15 protein-coding genes are annotated in these 16,263 nt (G+C 34.6%); 6 read left to right on the forward strand and 9 right to left on the reverse strand.

The annotated features are described in order from the left end of the window. Positions 1 to 57: 57 nt before the first annotated feature. From SYN6308_RS19410 to SYN6308_RS19420, 3 genes are all read left to right on the forward strand, one after another. Positions 58 to 2,997, forward strand: a complete 2,940-nt coding sequence (locus SYN6308_RS19410) for a DNA methyltransferase (protein ID WP_017296123.1) — start codon at positions 58 to 60, stop codon at positions 2,995 to 2,997. A gap of 267 nt (positions 2,998 to 3,264) precedes the next feature. Next, positions 3,265 to 3,480 (forward strand): hypothetical protein, encoded by a 216-nt coding sequence (locus SYN6308_RS19415; RefSeq protein WP_017296124.1) that lies wholly within the window; start codon positions 3,265 to 3,267, stop codon positions 3,478 to 3,480. Next, a complete protein-coding gene (locus tag SYN6308_RS19420) occupies positions 3,462 to 3,854 on the forward strand; it encodes a type II toxin-antitoxin system VapC family toxin (RefSeq protein WP_017296125.1) in 393 nt (130 codons plus the stop codon). The genes SYN6308_RS19415 and SYN6308_RS19420 overlap by 19 nt, the downstream gene beginning before the upstream one ends. Here SYN6308_RS19420 and SYN6308_RS24735 read toward each other — a convergent pair. Continuing rightward, the gene (locus tag SYN6308_RS24735; RefSeq protein WP_144051476.1) at positions 3,834 to 4,016 is read right to left on the reverse strand and encodes a hypothetical protein; all 183 of its coding nucleotides are present in this window, start codon (positions 4,014 to 4,016) and stop codon (positions 3,834 to 3,836) included. The two genes, SYN6308_RS19420 and SYN6308_RS24735, sit on opposite strands and share 21 nt — an antisense overlap. A gap of 330 nt (positions 4,017 to 4,346) precedes the next feature. On the opposite strand from SYN6308_RS24735, the gene SYN6308_RS19425 reads away from it, so the two are divergent. Further along, complete coding sequence (locus SYN6308_RS19425; protein ID WP_017296126.1) at positions 4,347 to 5,330, forward strand: metal ABC transporter solute-binding protein, Zn/Mn family; 984 nt, start codon at positions 4,347 to 4,349, stop codon at positions 5,328 to 5,330. Continuing rightward, positions 5,314 to 6,075 (forward strand): metal ABC transporter ATP-binding protein, encoded by a 762-nt coding sequence (locus SYN6308_RS19430; RefSeq protein ID WP_017296127.1) that lies wholly within the window; start codon positions 5,314 to 5,316, stop codon positions 6,073 to 6,075. The genes SYN6308_RS19425 and SYN6308_RS19430 overlap by 17 nt, the downstream gene beginning before the upstream one ends. A gap of 322 nt (positions 6,076 to 6,397) precedes the next feature. Here SYN6308_RS19430 and SYN6308_RS19435 read toward each other — a convergent pair whose 3' ends face one another. The 8 genes from SYN6308_RS19435 to grrP all read right to left on the reverse strand — a co-directional run bounded on the left by SYN6308_RS19435 (position 6,398) and on the right by grrP (position 15,081). Further along, complete coding sequence (locus SYN6308_RS19435; RefSeq protein ID WP_017296128.1) at positions 6,398 to 7,888, reverse strand: DEAD/DEAH box helicase; 1,491 nt, start codon at positions 7,886 to 7,888, stop codon at positions 6,398 to 6,400. 138 nt (positions 7,889 to 8,026) lie between these two features. Next, positions 8,027 to 9,181: a glutamate--cysteine ligase gene (gene gshA, locus SYN6308_RS19440; protein WP_017296129.1), complete on the reverse strand. Its 1,155-nt coding sequence runs from the start codon at positions 9,179 to 9,181 to the stop codon at positions 8,027 to 8,029. A gap of 411 nt (positions 9,182 to 9,592) precedes the next feature. After that, a complete protein-coding gene (locus SYN6308_RS19450; protein ID WP_017296130.1) occupies positions 9,593 to 10,528 on the reverse strand; it encodes a GDP-L-fucose synthase family protein in 936 nt (311 codons plus the stop codon). Positions 10,529 to 10,664: 136 nt separating this feature from the next. Next, positions 10,665 to 11,729 carry a GDP-mannose 4,6-dehydratase gene (gene gmd, locus SYN6308_RS19455; RefSeq protein ID WP_017296131.1) on the reverse strand — a complete coding sequence of 355 codons (1,065 nt, stop codon included), beginning with the start codon at positions 11,727 to 11,729 and terminating at the stop codon, positions 10,665 to 10,667. 165 nt (positions 11,730 to 11,894) lie between these two features. Continuing rightward, entirely contained in the window at positions 11,895 to 13,073 is a 1,179-nt protein-coding gene (gene grrM, locus SYN6308_RS19460) for a cyclophane-forming radical SAM/SPASM peptide maturase GrrM/OscB (protein ID WP_017296132.1), read from the reverse strand. Between the two features lie 151 nt (positions 13,074 to 13,224). Then, entirely contained in the window at positions 13,225 to 13,632 is a 408-nt protein-coding gene (gene grrA / locus SYN6308_RS23585) for a GrrA/OscA1 family cyclophane-containing rSAM-modified RiPP (protein ID WP_017296133.1), read from the reverse strand. 62 nt (positions 13,633 to 13,694) lie between these two features. Then, positions 13,695 to 14,063, reverse strand: a complete 369-nt coding sequence (gene grrA, locus SYN6308_RS19470) for a GrrA/OscA1 family cyclophane-containing rSAM-modified RiPP (RefSeq protein WP_017296134.1) — start codon at positions 14,061 to 14,063, stop codon at positions 13,695 to 13,697. Between the two features lie 118 nt (positions 14,064 to 14,181). Next, positions 14,182 to 15,081 carry an extracellular substrate binding-like orphan protein GrrP gene (grrP, locus tag SYN6308_RS19475; protein ID WP_017296135.1) on the reverse strand — a complete coding sequence of 300 codons (900 nt, stop codon included), beginning with the start codon at positions 15,079 to 15,081 and terminating at the stop codon, positions 14,182 to 14,184. Between the two features lie 385 nt (positions 15,082 to 15,466). On the opposite strand from grrP, the gene SYN6308_RS19480 reads away from it, so the two are divergent. Then, the gene (locus SYN6308_RS19480; protein ID WP_017296136.1) at positions 15,467 to 16,189 is read left to right on the forward strand and encodes an HAD-IA family hydrolase; all 723 of its coding nucleotides are present in this window, start codon (positions 15,467 to 15,469) and stop codon (positions 16,187 to 16,189) included. Positions 16,190 to 16,263: the final 74 nt, after the last annotated feature.

A 16,263-nucleotide genomic window follows, 5' to 3' on the forward strand; every position in this document is an offset into this window, starting at 1 on the left:
GCGCCTACGGGTAAGGTATAATACAATGTAGCTTAGTTTATCATCATTTTCTTTCCCATGACAAACAACCATCAAGATAACCTCGAAAAATTTATCGCCTTTTGTCAGCAACACATTACAGGGCAAGAAAGGAAGGAAGCCCAAATATTTCTCGATCGATTTTTTCAGGCTTTCGGTTATGATGGTGCATTGGAAGCTGGGGCAAAATACGAAGAAGCTATTAAAAAGGGTAGCAAAAAGAAAAATACTGGCTTTGCGGATTTAGTCTGGAAACCTAAGCTACTGATTGAGATGAAAAAGCGAGGGGAAGACTTATCGAAACATTATGCCCAAGCCTTCGAGTATTGGTCAAGACTTGTACCCGATCGACCCCGTTATGTGATATTATGCAACTTTGATGAATTTTGGATTTTTGACTTTGACTTACAATTAGATGAACCTGTAGATACAGTTTCGATCGAAGACTTAGGCAAACGCTACTCTGCCTTTAACTTCATGGCAAGGGTAGAAAGTAAACCCATCTTTAATAACAATCAAGTTGACGTTACCGAAAAAGCAGGAAGACGACTAGGGGAATTATTCCAAATCCTCCAACAAAGACTTACTCCCCCTTTATTAAATACATACAACGCTACTCCCCCCTTATTAGATACATACAACGCTACTCCCCCCTTATTAGATACATACAACGCTACTCCCCCCTTATTAGATACACACAACGCTACTCCCCCCTTATTAGATACACACAACGCTACTCCCCCCTTATTAAGGGGGGTTGGGGGGGATCAAACCTCGATCGATCCCCCTAAATCCCCCTTGGAAAAGGGGACTTCCATTTTAAAAATTCAACGTTTCATCTTGCAATGTGTTTTAGCAATGTTTGCCGAAGATAGAGGATTATTACCCGATAGCCTCTTTTTGCGTTGCGTAGAAGAATGCTTAGAAGGTGCGAGTAGTTACGATATATTAGGGGGTTTATTCCGTGAAATGAATCATCAGGGAGTAACTCCCGCAGGTAAATATCAAGGAGTGGAATACTTTAACGGTGGTTTATTCAGTATAGTGGATTCGATCGAACTTACCAAGCCAGAGTTAGAAATCCTCGAAACCGTTGCCAAGCAAGATTGGAGTAAAATTCGCCCTGCCATTTTTGGAAATATTTTTGAAGGCACAGTCAACGCCAAAGAGAGACATAGTTACGGAATGCACTATACCTCCGAAGCGGATATTATGAAAATTGTGCGCCCAACTATTAGTAAGTATTGGGAGGATTTAATCGACAGTGCAAATACTGTTAAAGAATTGACTAATTTACAACTCCAATTACAGAATTATAACGTATTAGACCCTGCTTGTGGTAGTGGAAATTTTCTCTACGTTGCTTATCAAGAATTAAAGCGAATTGAGCAATTATTATTAGACAAAATTAAGGATAAAACTAAGGGCAAAAATCAACAAATTAATATGAGTTTTGTGACTCCCAATCAGTTTTATGGTATGGATATAAACCCCTTCGCAGTGGAGTTAGCAAAAGTTACTTTAATGATAGCTAGAAAAGTTGCGATCGACAAGTTTAATTTAACCGAACCTGCGTTACCTTTAGACAGTTTAGATAATAACATAATTTGTACAGATGCTTTATTTACTGACTGGATAAAAGCCGATGTAATTATCGGAAATCCGCCCTTTTTAGGAGGACATTTAATTAGATTAGAATTTGGAGATAATTATGTAGAAAAATTATTTAATAAATTTAGTAATATAAATAAAAAAATTGATTTTTGTACATATTGGTTTAGATTAGCCCATGAGAATATGAAGGAAAAAGGAAGGGTTGGTTTAGTTGCTACAAATACAATAAGTCAAGGATTAGCAAGAAAAGCGTCTTTAGATTTTATTTTAGAGAATAATGGTTATATTTATGAAGCCTTTTCAAGTCAAAAATGGTCAGGAGAAGCAGCTGTTTATGTTAGTATAATTAATTGGTGTTATGACCAACCAACACAATATTATTTAGATAATCAAATAGTCAATAATATTAATTCTTCTTTAACAACTTCTGTTGATGTTACTCAAGCAAAAAAAATTAAAAGTAATTTGAATCTTTGTTTTAAAGGTATTCAACCAACAGGAAAAGGCTTTATTATTACAGAAAAGGAAGCTCAAGAGTGGATAAAAAAAGATAGTAAAAATAAAGAAGTATTAAAACCTTTTTTTGATGCTAAAGATTTGGCAAGAAATCCTCATGGAAAACCAAGTAGATGGATTATTGATTTTAATAATTTAAGTCTCGAATCTGCTAGTAATTATCTTTTACCTTTTAATCATGTTAGAATCAATGTTAAACCAGAAAGAGATAACAATAGAGATAAAAAATTAAAACAAAATTGGTGGTTATTTGCAGGAAGTCGTGCAATGTTGAGAGAGGCAATGGATAATTTTGATATATGTTTTGCTGTACCTAGAGTATCAAAATGGTCTATTTTTTTGCCTTTTAAAACTGATTTTTTACCTGCTGATTTAAACTGTATTATTAGTTCAAATGATTTTTATATTCTGGGCATTTTAACCTCAAAAATTCATCGAATCTGGGTAAAAGCTCAAAGCTCAACTTTAAAAGGGGATACTAGATATACTCATACCACTTGTTTTGAAACATTCCCATTTCCTTCAGTTTGCCCCCCTGCCCCCAATTCTGGAGGAGTAACAACAAAAAAAGTCCCCAAACTTGGGGATTTAGGGGCAGATAAAATTGTCCAACAAATCAGAGATAAAACGATCGAATTGCACGAATATCGCACTGAGCAAATGGAGCGAAAATCATGGGGAATTACTCAGTTATATAATGCTTTTTTTTATGAGCCTAGTAGTAAATTATATCAACTTCATCAACAGTTAGATAAGTTAGTAATTAAAGCGTATAATTTTGATGAAAATAAGGATATTTTAGAGCAATTATTAAGTTTAAATATAGCTATTTCTAAAAGCGAAAATTAACGATTTGCCCTGTTTCTCTTAACAAGGGGGAAGATAAAAAATCGGAGTTTTTAAATTATAAATTTTTTTAACAAAACTCACTTTAGTAGAGTTACGCTATTAGCAATGAAATTTATTTCATTGTGGGTTAATGATTTTCAATAATTACTCGCTTCGCAATAAATTGACGAAGCTAATAGCAGAAATCGGCTAAAGCGATTGAAGAATAAAAGTTTTTTGTTATTATTATCATATAAATTATTATCATTAGTTAGGAAAATTCAATTTATGTTGAGAGAAAAAATTATTCAAGAGTTGCAAGATATACCTGAAGATAAATTAACCCAGATTTATGATTTAATCCATTACTTTCGGTTAGGATTAGATTTAGAAAATCAACAACTAAAACCTCGCACTCCGGGGTTGCTTCAAGGAAAATTAGGAGAAGCATTTTTTGAACCTTTATCAGAAGAAGAGTTACAGCAATGGGAAACAGATATTTAATCGATACTCATATTTTCCTCTGGTGGGTATTTAATGATGTAAAATTAGATCGTCTGAGTCGAGAAATTATCAGTAATCCTCATAATCAAATTTTTGTCAGTAGTGCTACTGCATGGGAAATAGCAACTAAATATAGAATCGGAAAACTGCCAGAAGCAAAAGAATTAATTGATAATTATGATCAAATTTTGCAACAAGCCAGATTCTATGAACTTAATGTTACTACTGCTCATGCTTTACGAGCAGGACTTTTGTCTATCGAGCATCGAGATCCTTTTGATAGAATGTTAATGGCACAAGCGGAATTAGAAAAAATGCCTATTATTACTTACGATAATGCTTTTCGGACGGGATTAATTTCCATAATTCCCTAACCAGAAACTAAAACTTTCTGGAAAATCCTCACAAGCTATATCCGTTAATTCTTGTAAATCTGAATCCTGTTGATAAAAAATGGATGATGTAATTTTCTGGTTAAGAAGAAAGTAAGAAAGACGAGCCATATGAATACGAGCCTTACAATCACGATGAGACAAAATAAGATTAAATCATATTAGTGAGATTAGATGTGGCGAAATACCCATAAAATTAGACATTAATTTAACCATAAATTTTCTAAAAAATTTAATATTTTCAATTATTAATCACTAATTACTACTGATTATCTGAACAGTTAAACATACAATTAATCAAGTCATTTCGCTATAATTAAATGTATCAATCCTAAATCATTTATGAATAATAAAATAAAAGTAAATAATTTTTAAAATACGATTATTGTTAACTTATTAATCTAAAATTTTACTCAATGAAAATATTATCAAAAACTAAGGATTGCCATATATAATGATTTTTAAAGACTATTTATGACTATTTTTAACAATAAAATACTTAATTTTTTATTGATTTTAACGCTATTTAATTTAGGCGGATGTAATGAAAATAAGGTTGAAAAAGATACTTCTTCTATTAGTTCAGAAATAGAAAATTCAGCATCAAATCCTGACGAAAATAAATTAAATTTAACCGTAAGTATTTTACCACAAAAATATTTTGTTGAGAAAATAGGCGGTGAATTAGTTAGCGTTAATGTTATGGTAGGATCGGGTATGGTAGCAGAAACCTATGAGCCTTTAGCCCAACAATTAGCTAATTTGAGTCAATCTTCAGCTTATATTAGTATAGGAGTACCTTTTGAACAAGCATGGTTAGAAAAAATTAAGTCTGCAAATCCTCAAATTCCCGTGATTAATTCTGGTGAAGGTATTGACAAAATACCCATGATCGGGCATGATCATCATGATCATGATCACGGTCATAAGCATAACGAGGATGATCATGAAAAAGAAAGTCTTGATCCTCATATTTGGTTATCTCCTAAATTAGCAAAAATTCAAGCACAAAACATCTATAATGAATTAGTAAAATTAGACCCAAAAAATGAGAGCATTTATCGACAAAATTTAGATAAATTCTTAGCTGAAATTGATGAATTAGATCAACAAATAACAGAAAAATTTGCTGGTATTAATCAAAGAAAATTCATGATTTATCATCCAGCATGGGCTTATTTTGCTCAAGATTACAATTTACAACAAATGTCGATCGAGCTGGAGGGGCAAGAAGCCACATCAGGAGAATTAGCGAAGTTAATTACCCAAGCCAAAAAAGATAATATTAGGGTAGTTTTTGCACAACCACAATTTCCCTCAAAAACCGTGGACACTTTTGCTAGAGAGATAGGAGGTGAGGTTATCTTATTAGATGATTTAGCCGAAAATTGGTCTGAAAATCTCTTACAAGTAGCCGATAAATTAGCCCAATCGATGAAGGATGAAACCAGTAATTAAATTAGCAAATATTTATGTTAGTTACGGAAAAACTGACGTTTTAGAAAATATTAATTTCCAAGTAAATGAATTAGATTTTATCGGTATTATAGGACCAAATGGAGCTGGAAAAAGTACATTATTAAAAACTTTATTAGGCTTAATTACCCCTAAATCTGGAGATATTTCCATCATGGATTCTCCTGTTTCTCAAGGGAGAAAATATATCGGTTATGTACCTCAAGTGTTAGAGTTCGATCGAGCCTTTCCCATTTTAGTGGAAGATGTAGTGAGAATGGGAAGATTGTCAAAAAAACGTCTTTTTCACCGCTACAACTCCCATGATGAAAAAATTGTGCGCCATTGTTTAGAACAAGTGGGTATGATAAAATTACGATCAAGATCGATCGGTGAATTATCAGGAGGAGAAAGACAAAGGGTATATATTGCCCGTGCTTTAGCAAGTCAACCTCAGATACTATTATTAGACGAACCTACAGCCAATGTGGACTCTAAAGTACAAAAGAATATTTATGAGCTACTGAAAGAACTCAATGAGTATATGACGATTTTACTTATATCCCACGACTTGGGCGCAATTTCCACCCACGTTAAAACCATTGCTTGTTTAAATCGTTCTTTGTATTATCACCAAGATAAACTAATTACCGCCCAAATGATTCAAGAAACCTATCAATGTCCTATTGATTTGATTGCCCATGGTATTCCCCATCGTGTATTATCAAACCATGATCAACATAATTAGGGTGTGATGAAAAAGTCTTTTGATGGGGATAGGTGTCAGGTATCAGGTTAAAGAATGAAAAATAAAGGTTTGTAGTAAGCCTTTTAAGGCTTATTCAGAAATGGCTAAAGCCATCACTACAAACTTGATATTACTCAAAAAAATCGAAAAATTAAAAGATTACTTGACAAACATTGCTGTTTTATGTTATTATGTAAGATAATGGGAGGCTTGACTTTTTTGTAAATAAACGCACAGATTCCCATTATAATATTATATATTATTGTAACGAAGTAATTGTTAAAAGTCAAGGTAAAAAAAAGATTTTTTTCTCAAGCAAAGCCTATTTATCTTTTTCCTCCTGCCAAGGAGATTTGGATTCAGCCGCTTTTAAAGTGGAATTTTGTTGACGATTTGGAGGATATAACAAGATTTCTCCTTGGGATGGTTTCTTCTCTACTTGATAGCCTTCTCCTTTTCTTCGCGCTGCGGTTTTCTCATCGGTGGTATTTTCGGCAATGACTTCGTAAAGAATTGCGAGTTTCTCTTTTTGATTCGCTTTACGCAAAATGCGCCCTAGTCTTTGGATATATTCCCTCGTTGACCCTGTACCTGATAAGATAATTGCTATTCTAGCATCGGGTACGTCCACTCCTTCATTTAAGACGTGGGAAGCCACTAAAATTTTATACTCTCCTTGGCGATATTTGGTTAAGATTTGATGACGCTCTTTTACGGGGGTTTGATGGGTTATTGCGGGAATTAGATATTGATTCGAGATACGGTAAACGGTATCATTATCATTGGTAAAAATGAGGATTTTGTCGGGATAATGCTCTTCTATTAGTTGAATTAAAACTCTCAGTTTCGCACTTGTGCCTCCAGCTATATCTTTTGACTCTCTATGGGCTAACATAGCACGTCTTCCTTGACTCGATCGAGCGCTTGCCTTAATAAATTGTTGCCATCCATCCATACTAGAAAGGGAAATTTTGGCTTGACGCAAAAAATCATTACGAATTTTGATGGCGTTTTCATACTTTTCCTTTTCTTCGGGAGTCAGTTGTACTTTAATGGGAATAACTTTAAATTCTGCTAAGGCATCCCCTGACAAATCCTTAGAAGTTTTGCGATAAACCACTTTACCGATTAACTTATCTAAATAACGATGACTACCATCTCCTCTTTCGGGGGTTGCGGTTAAACCTAGTCGGTAAGGCGCGATAGATTCTTCTGCTATTACCTGAAAAAAGTCTGTGGGTAAATGATGACATTCATCGAAAATGAGAAAACCGTAGAGGTTTCCCAAGGCTTTGGCATGGATAGCAGCGCTGTGATAGGTAGAAACCAGAATAGGTGTATTATCATGAGAACCTCCCCCCAATAAGCCTATTTTAGTTTTGGGAAAAGCCTCCTCTAGTTGTGCATACCATTGTTGCATTAAGTCTAAGGTGGGTACAATAATTAGTGTAGTTTGTTTTGTCTGTTCGATCGCCAGTTGAGCGAGATAAGTTTTTCCTGCCGCCGTTGGCAACACCACCACTCCTCTTTGATTTGCTTTTTGCCATGCCTGTAATGCTTCTGTTTGATGGAGATAGGGAGTTTTTTCGTCACAGTTAACTATCTCTAAAGGGAAAAATTCTTTTGCTTTGTCAATGAAAGGTATCTCATTTTCTGTTAAAACCTTCGTCAAACTATGATAATGAATGGCAGGAATGCGAAATTTCTCTATTCTGTCATCCCATGTGGCAAAATCTATCCATGCCTTTCCCTTCGGCGGTGGATGTAAGATTAATGTTCCTCGATCGTACGTTAGCTTACTAGAACGACTCATGATAATTAAGAATTAAGAATTAAGAATTAAAAATTAAGAATTAAAAAATTTTCCCTAATCCCTTAACACCCTAACACCCTTTCCGATACCGCCCCTTCACTAAAGACTATGAGGCAAACCTATGTAAAATTATTTATACTAGGCAATTAGTACTTGCTCACATAATTTGTCTTCTAAGTCTTTTTCTTCTTGGTTGACAGATTCGATCGAACTCTGGATAATTTCTTCAATGGATAAACCTTGTTTATATTGTTGTAACCATTGTTGAGCTTGATTACCATGCTCCAAAATTTTGTAAGCTGGGGTGAGAAAACAAGCAAATCCTTTCGCTTTAGCCATGGGATACAATTCGCTGATTAACTCCTCTAACCAGTCTTTAGCGATGATTTGACTACCATCCTGCCAACGATACAACAAAGCATCTAAGCTATTTTCACTCACTGCTTGTTCATTATATTTCGTAATTCTTAGTAATTCCCCTTCTAAATCAGCTCGATCGATGGTACTCTGTTGTAAAGGATCGAGGGTATCATCGTTTAAAATTTGGGCAATCCTTGCCTCTAAAATAGCAGTTATAGCTAATAAATGAATGGGGTTTAAAACTAGATCACAAATTCGTAACTCTAAACGATTCAAACTGTAAGGGCGATTATCTCCATTAGGTCTAACAGAACACCACAAATGACGCACATTCTGCATTGTACCTAAAATTAGTTGTTGTTTCGTCCACTCAATATAATGATTATGATTGTGGAATAAAGGCACATCTTGAGGAGTCTGAGGAAATAAGCGCCAACGGGTAGAGTGATTACCAGTGACTTGATTATCAAGGAAAGGAGAAGAAGCGCTTAAAGCTAATAATAAGGGTGCTTCCACTCGAATTAAACGATAGGCTTGAATTAATTTTTCCGTGTCTTCAATGCCGATATTGATATGAATACTAGCGGTAACGATTTTAGTATGATAAGTTTGCTCAATATAATCATGATAGTGGTTATCGGGGTCTGATCTGAAAAATTTGCTACTATCACCTAAAGACAAAGTACTCCCCGGAATAATGGTATAATCACCCAAGGATTGAAGATATTGTCTTAAGTCTCTGCGAGGACGTAATAATGCACACAAAAGTCGATCGTAGTTACACAAAGGAGCAGTAGTATATTCGACATTACGACTATCAGGTTCTCTGACAAAACCGTGTAAATTCTTCACAATTTCACTGGAAAGCCCGATTACCTCTCCTTTCTTTGTGCCAGTGTAAACTTCTACTTCAAAACCTTTCGATAATAGCACACTTTTTCCTCAATGATAGCTCAATTTTATAATTATACTTTGTATCGGAATAATTGAGAAGGGAGATAAGGAATGAGGAATGAAGAATGAAGAATGGAGAATGGAGAATGAAGAATGAGGAATTAAGAATGGAGAATGGAGAATGGAGAATGGAGAATGGAGAATGAAGAATGAGGAATGAAGAATGAGGAATGAGGAATGAGGAATGAGGAATGAGGAATGAGGAATGAGGAATGAGGAATGAGGAATGAAGGTGTTAATCAATAGCTCACCGTGTAATGAATTACACGGCTAATGAAATGACGTTCAATAAATTGAACTCTAAATTTTTGTAAGAGGGTAACATTGTTAATTGTTAATTGTTAATTGTTAATTGTTAATTGTTAATTGTTAATTGTTAATTGTTAATTGTTAATTGTGATTACGATACCACTCGATCGTATTCTTTAAGCCTTGTCGTAAGTCCATATTAGCGGTAAAACCAAAGGCTTCTTTTGCTTTTGAGGTATCCAAACAACGACGAGGTTGCCCATTGGGTTGATCGGTTTGCCAATGTAATTCACCGTCAAATCCCATTAATTCACAGATTAATTCCGTTAAGTCTTTGATGGTAATTTCAAAATTTGTGCCTAAGTTGACGGGATCAGAACTATCATAGGACAATGTACCCATAACAATACCTCTAGCGGCATCATTGGAGTATAAAAACTCACGGGTTGGGCTTCCATCACCCCATACTGGAATAACTTTATCTCCTTTTTGTTGTGCTTCATGAACTTTGCGAATTAACGCTGGTATCACATGGGAGCTACGAGGATCGAAATTATCTTCAGGACCATACAAATTTACTGGTAAAAGGTAAATACCGTTAAAACCGTATTGATTGCGATAGGATTCTAGTTGTACCAGTAAGGCTTTTTTGGCGATACCGTAAGGCGCGTTGGTTTCTTCGGGGTAGCCATTCCAGATGTCTTCTTCTTTGAAAGGCACGGGAGTAAACTTAGGATAGGCGCAAATTGTGCCAACACAGGTAAATTTTTCTACTCCTGCTTGATAAGCCGCATGGATTAATTGAGCGCCCATCATCAGGTTATCGTAAAATAATTCCGCTGGTTTTTCTCTGTTTAAACCAATTCCTCCTACATGGGCGGCTAGATGTATGATGACATCTTGATTTTCTACGACTTTTTGACAGTTTTCCCACTTGGTTAAGTCATAGTCTTTCGATCGAGGTATAGTAATTTTATCGAGATTTGCACCAGCGTTGACTAACTCGGCAACCACTTGTTTTCCTAAAAAACCAGCGCCTCCCGTAACAAGGATTCTTTTCGTACTTAAATCTAACATAATAATTGAGAATTGAGAATTGAGAATTGAGAATTAATACGCTAATTCCTCATTACCTATTACTTTTTTTACTGTTGCCTTTTGCCTATTGGCTTTTGCCTACCCTTCACCAAAAGATTTTTTGAGCATCACTTATTTAATTGACGTTGTGCAACATATTTTGACGAATATAAGCAATGTCTTTGACTTTTTCGCCGTTGTTGATACCTAATGCGTCTAAGTCTGCATCTACCATTAAGTTGACTAACTCAGGGAAAGTAACGCTAGGTTTCCATCCTAACTTTTCTTGGGCTTTTGTGGGATCACCTATTAATAAATCCACTTCCGCAGGGCGCAAATAACGCTCATCAAAGGCAACATAGTCTTCCCAGTTTAAGTTAACGTGGGAGAAGGCTAAGTCTAAAAACTCTTTGACAGAATGGGTTTCTCCTGTGGCTACCACATAATCGTCGGGTTGCTCCTGTTGCAACATTAACCACATGGCGACAACATAGTCTTTGGCATAACCCCAATCTCTTTTAGAGTCGATATTGCCTAAATATAATTTATTCTGTTGCCCTGCCACAATACGAGCGATCGCTCTGGTAATTTTTCTGGTTACGAAGGTTTCCCCACGACGAGGGCTTTCATGGTTAAATAAGATACCGTTACAAGCAAATAAGTTATAAGATTCACGGTGATTGATAGTTTGCCAGTGAGCATATACTTTACCACAAGCATAAGGACTGCGAGGATAGAAAGGGGTAGTTTCTTTCTGAGGAATTTCCATCACTTTCCCAAACATTTCCGATGAACCTGCTTGATAATAACGTATATTAGCGTTGGTTCTTTGTTGATAATCCCTTACGGCTTCTAATAGTCTTAATGTACCCATCGCTACGCTATCAACGGTAAATTCTGGGGCATCAAAACTAACTCTCACATGGGATTGTGCGCCTAAGTTATAGACTTCATCGGGCTGTGTTTCTTCTAAAATACGGCGTAGAGTAGTACCGTCTGTTAAGTCTCCATAGTGTAAGAAAAATCTAGCACCTTCTTGATGGGGGTCTTGGTATATATGATCTATTCGATCGGTGTTAAAAGTAGAAGTACGTCGGATGATACCATGAACGGTATAACCTTTACTCAATAATAGTTCACTTAAATAAGAACCATCTTGCCCTGTTACACCTGTAATTAAAGCTATTTTATTATTTGCCATTCTTTCTTACGTTAACTTTTATTTATATTTCTATGGAATCATAGTTTAATCTGTGGTTAAGTTTATCCTATAAGTTCTGTTGTTGAACAAATAAATTATTTATAGAAGTTCGATCGAGCTATTATATCGTTAAGTTTTAAGTATTGAAAAAGTCATAAAATAGTTTTATAACCCAAGAGAATGTTCGATCGAGTTTAGTAAAACATCAGTTAAAATTTGAATACGATAGCGACAACATTGAGTTTCGGAGGAGGCAAAAGTGCCATTTTCCCAATACTTATTACTACCTGCACCACCGCCACAGATACCAAAATAGTTACAACTATCGGCACATTGTTTTAAACCTTGATTAATGTCGGTATAAATACGCTGAAATTTCTCGTTTTCCCACATAGATTCGAGGCTATTTTCTAATACATTACCGAAGATAAAATCACCATATTCTTTAGTTTTAACTGATAATAATTCAGGATCAAAAGTGGAAAAATTGCCTTGATAATCAAAGTTAATAATCGAAAAAGGTTTATTCATATCAGTATTTTTTAATCTATTGCCACTATAAATTAAACTAATTAAAACCTCAAATTCTCTCACAATAAAAGGTAATTTACTATTAGTAACCAACTCCCAAAATCTTTCGATAAATCTACGATATTTAACTTCTATTTCTTTACCATTAAGAGAAGAAACCGTGTTAACTCCTTCCATTTCTTCAATATTAAAAGCTATATCAAAAATCTCATTTTCTGCGAAAAAATTAAACATTTCATCAGGATAATCTAAGGATTCTTTAGTAATAACAGAAATGGTGTTATAAGAGATATTATTTTTCTTTAAATAATCGATTCCCCGCATAGTTAAATCATGGGAATTACCGCCTTTACGGTTTTTTCTATGGGCATCGTGTATAAAAGCAGGGCCATCTATACTAACTCCAATATGTACAGGATTTTCTGCCCAAAAATCACACCATCCTTGATTGATTAAAGTACCATTAGTTTGATAAGAATGATAAAAACAATGTTCAGTTTGATTATATTTTTTGTTGGCTTCATTTATTAATTGAAAAGCTGATTTATAAAATGATATGGGCATAGTTAAAGGCTCTCCTGCGTGCCAACATATCATAAAATTATCTTGAAAAAAAGGACTTGTAAAGATACTTTTAAAAATAGGTTCGATTAAATCTAATGATAGTTTATTTTGCAGATGTCGATCGGGCAAATAGCAATAATCACAGTCTAAATTGCAAAAAGAATTAGGCTGAATAATTACTAAGGAAATAGGTCCAAATTTTGTGGTATCTTTTAAGTTAAGTTCTAATAAGTTGGGTTCGATCGACATTATTGATTAAGTAGTTTGTATCTAAGTTTACTGATTAATACGGGTTGAATATTATTCAACCCCTACAAACAAAAAAATTTTGGAGAAATTAATTATTAATTTTTAATTCTTAATTTTTAATTATACATTCTTAATTCTTAATTCTTAATTCTTATCGTCTATTCCAAAAACCTCCGCCGTCTCCCCAGCCACGATTATTCCAAAAATTGCGAGGTTGATTAATAAAACCACCGCCTCCTCGATTATTGAGGAAACCACCGCCTCCTCGATTATTCCAAAAATTATTAGGGCGATTAACATTGACAAAAGTGCCGTTACGCCCATTTCCCCAACCGACACTAATTAAGATTTCTTCCGTAGTGGCTTTCAAGTCTGAATTTTCTGGTAATTCTTCTTCTCGCGCTTTCAATGCTTCTTGGATACGATTCAAACGGCTATCAAGATTTTCTGTGATTTCTTTGGATGTGACTTCAGGATTAACGGCAAGAGTCTTTGGAGTCATGGAAAAGCTAGATAAAGTCATTAACAAGCCTAACCATGTCAAATTAGTAATTTTCATAATTTAGTTACTTCTTATTAAAATATTTTTAGGGTTTTTTTTCCTATCTTTCTTTATCTATGTTAACGGCGATTTAAAAAGCCACCACCATCTCCCCAACCTCGATTATTGAAAAAGCCACTGCCTCCTCCGGTATTGACAAAGCCTCCACCGCCTCGGTTATTAAGAAAACCTCCGCCGTTTCTCCAACCGCTACCTCCATTAATAAAACTTCTTGCCAAGATTTCTTGATTAAGAGAGTTTTTAATGTCGATGGGTAAGTTTCCTTCTCTGGCTTTTAATGCTTCGGAAATGCGGTTTAAACGATTTTCCACATTTTCCATGACATCTGTTGATATGACATCAGGATTAATCGCAAGAGTTTTAGGAGTGACAGAAAGGCTAGATAATGTTATTAAAAAGCCTAACCATGTCAAGTTATTGATTTTCATGTTTTTATTATTTTGATTAACGTATGTTAGTTTCAAGATTGACAAAGAGATTTTAAAATTTAAAATCAATAACTAACGGATTGTTACTTCTTACTTTTTACTTCTTACTTCTTACTTTTTATTTAGTAAAGGGAATTTGTTCATGATTATTAATGGTATTCTCAAAGAAACTTTTAATCGCTTCTGGTGATACGATCGAAACTACACCATTTTCACCAACCCATTTATTAACTAAAGTAGTCATTTCTGGATCATTAATCAAGTAACCTTCCATCATTTTAGCAATAGTAAAATTAGCGATATTGAGGAAAGTAGAATTATTTTGAGGCACAATACAACCTACACCAAATCTAGCATAGGGATTTTCCGAAAAAGGAGGATATTGCTCAAATCCTTCAGAGTTAATCTGTTGACGTAAACCATCTAACATCATGGTATCCCCTGCCAAAGCGTCAATTTTGCCCTCTTTCAACGCCGTTGCGCCATCCTCAAAAGTAGCTACCTCCACAAAAGTAGCGTTAGGATGTGCCAATTTGATGGCATTACTGACAAAAGTTTGAGGAGGAATACCAATTTTTGTATTAGCAAAAGAAGTATCTGTAGGAATTTTGCCTTTAGGAAACAATAGCCTAATACCTGAGATAGTATATCTTAATGTATAGTCCACATACTTATCTCTTTCCCATGTAAAGACACCATTACAAGCGATGTCAATTTCTCCTGTTATCATCTTCCGTAGTGCCTCTTGAGGGGTGCTAACGGGGACAAAATCCAGTACAATATCTCTGTCTAATTCTTCTTCTAGCTGTTTATGAATTAATTTGATGATGTCGATGGAAAAACCGTCTAACTGCTCATCGGCGTTAATATAAGAATAAGGTACAGCATTCATGGAAGTGCCAACGGTTAAAAAACCACTACGAGCAACATTTTCAACCAAAGTACCAGCAATACTGGGTTTGATGCCTATAGTCAACAATAAACCTGTAACGGATGTAATTAAAAGTTTTTTTAACATATTTTTCTAATAAACCTTTGTCTATGACATTGATTATAGTCAGAATTGAGAAGAAAGAATAAATAATTGAGAATTGAGAATTGAGAATTGAGAATTGAGAATTGAGAATTGAGAATGGCTCTTCTACAGTAGTTATGATATTTTAGTAGTAAATAATCGTTAAAAGTGTTGATATATTATAGGTTTAGAATTTTAAAAATGCAGATGTTATAAATTTACAGTTTTAATTTAACCTAACACCTGCTACCTGACACCTGACACCTTTTTTTAGACATAATTTATCACGACGAGAAGTAGAAGAGCCAAAAATCCAATTATTATAAATTAACAGTTTGAATTTAACCTAATACCTACTACCTGATACCTGTTTTACTGATATTAATTTATGACTGAGATATTAGATAGTTTATTGACAATTAACAAGTTATATCTGAAGGAAAATAATTTACCTCAAGTTATCTTTTTAGATGCGGTGGGTACAATATTTGGGGTGAAAAATAGTGTTGGTTATATTTACACAAAGTTAGCCCAAAAATATGGAGTAAATGCTTCACCAGAAAAGATCGATCGAGCTTTTTATGATATATTTAAACAGTCTTCTCCCCTTGCTTTTGAGACAAAAAATGAAGCAGAAATTAAAGAATTAGAGTTTAAATGGTGGGAAACCGTTACTTATAATACCTTTAATCAAGACGGTTCGATCGCGCAGCGCCGTTTCACGATCGAGCAATTTAGTAATTTTACCGAATATTTTCAAGAACTTTACGAATATTTTAAAACTGCTGAATGTTGGGTTATTTATGAAGAAGTAATAGCCGTATTAAATGAATGGCAAAACCAAGGTATAAAATTAGCTATAATCTCTAATTTTGATACGAGAATTTTTACAGTTTTAGACAACTTAGAATTAAGCAAATATTTTTCAACAATTACTATATCTTCCCTCACAGGAGTAGCCAAACCCAACCCCAAAATATTTTTAAATGCCTTAGCAAAACACCATTGTCAACCTGAGAAGGCTTGGTATATTGGGGATAGCTTCAAGGAAGATTATGAAGGGAGTAAATCTGTAGGAATGCAGAGTTTTTGGTTACAGCGCACAAATTAATGTGCATTGTATAATACTATCTCCCTTACTGATGAAAGTGAGAGGGGGAAGAGGGATTGTGCTTGGAAGTTAGA

The organism is Geminocystis herdmanii PCC 6308, assembly GCF_000332235.1.
GTDB lineage: Bacteria > Cyanobacteriota > Cyanobacteriia > Cyanobacteriales > Cyanobacteriaceae > Geminocystis > Geminocystis herdmanii.

What these genes read in the sequence shown, in the direction of transcription:
- SYN6308_RS19420 (WP_017296125.1), top strand. Translation starts at nt 3,462, where the DNA reads ATGGGAAACAGATATTTAATCGATACTCATATTTTCCTCTGGTGGGTA.
- SYN6308_RS19425 (WP_017296126.1), top strand. Translation starts at nt 4,347, where the DNA reads ATGACTATTTTTAACAATAAAATACTTAATTTTTTATTGATTTTAACG.
- grrA (WP_017296133.1), bottom strand. Translation starts at nt 13,632, where the DNA reads ATGAAAATTACTAATTTGACATGGTTAGGCTTGTTAATGACTTTATCT.
- SYN6308_RS19415 (WP_017296124.1), top strand. Translation starts at nt 3,265, where the DNA reads ATGTTGAGAGAAAAAATTATTCAAGAGTTGCAAGATATACCTGAAGAT.
- grrA (WP_017296134.1), bottom strand. Translation starts at nt 14,063, where the DNA reads ATGAAAATCAATAACTTGACATGGTTAGGCTTTTTAATAACATTATCT.
- SYN6308_RS19480 (WP_017296136.1), top strand. Translation starts at nt 15,467, where the DNA reads ATGACTGAGATATTAGATAGTTTATTGACAATTAACAAGTTATATCTG.
- grrP (WP_017296135.1), bottom strand. Translation starts at nt 15,081, where the DNA reads ATGTTAAAAAAACTTTTAATTACATCCGTTACAGGTTTATTGTTGACT.
- SYN6308_RS19450 (WP_017296130.1), bottom strand. Translation starts at nt 10,528, where the DNA reads ATGTTAGATTTAAGTACGAAAAGAATCCTTGTTACGGGAGGCGCTGGT.
- SYN6308_RS19435 (WP_017296128.1), bottom strand. Translation starts at nt 7,888, where the DNA reads ATGAGTCGTTCTAGTAAGCTAACGTACGATCGAGGAACATTAATCTTA.
- gmd (WP_017296131.1), bottom strand. Translation starts at nt 11,729, where the DNA reads ATGGCAAATAATAAAATAGCTTTAATTACAGGTGTAACAGGGCAAGAT.
- SYN6308_RS19410 (WP_017296123.1), top strand. Translation starts at nt 58, where the DNA reads ATGACAAACAACCATCAAGATAACCTCGAAAAATTTATCGCCTTTTGT.
- grrM (WP_017296132.1), bottom strand. Translation starts at nt 13,073, where the DNA reads ATGTCGATCGAACCCAACTTATTAGAACTTAACTTAAAAGATACCACA.
- SYN6308_RS19430 (WP_017296127.1), top strand. Translation starts at nt 5,314, where the DNA reads ATGAAACCAGTAATTAAATTAGCAAATATTTATGTTAGTTACGGAAAA.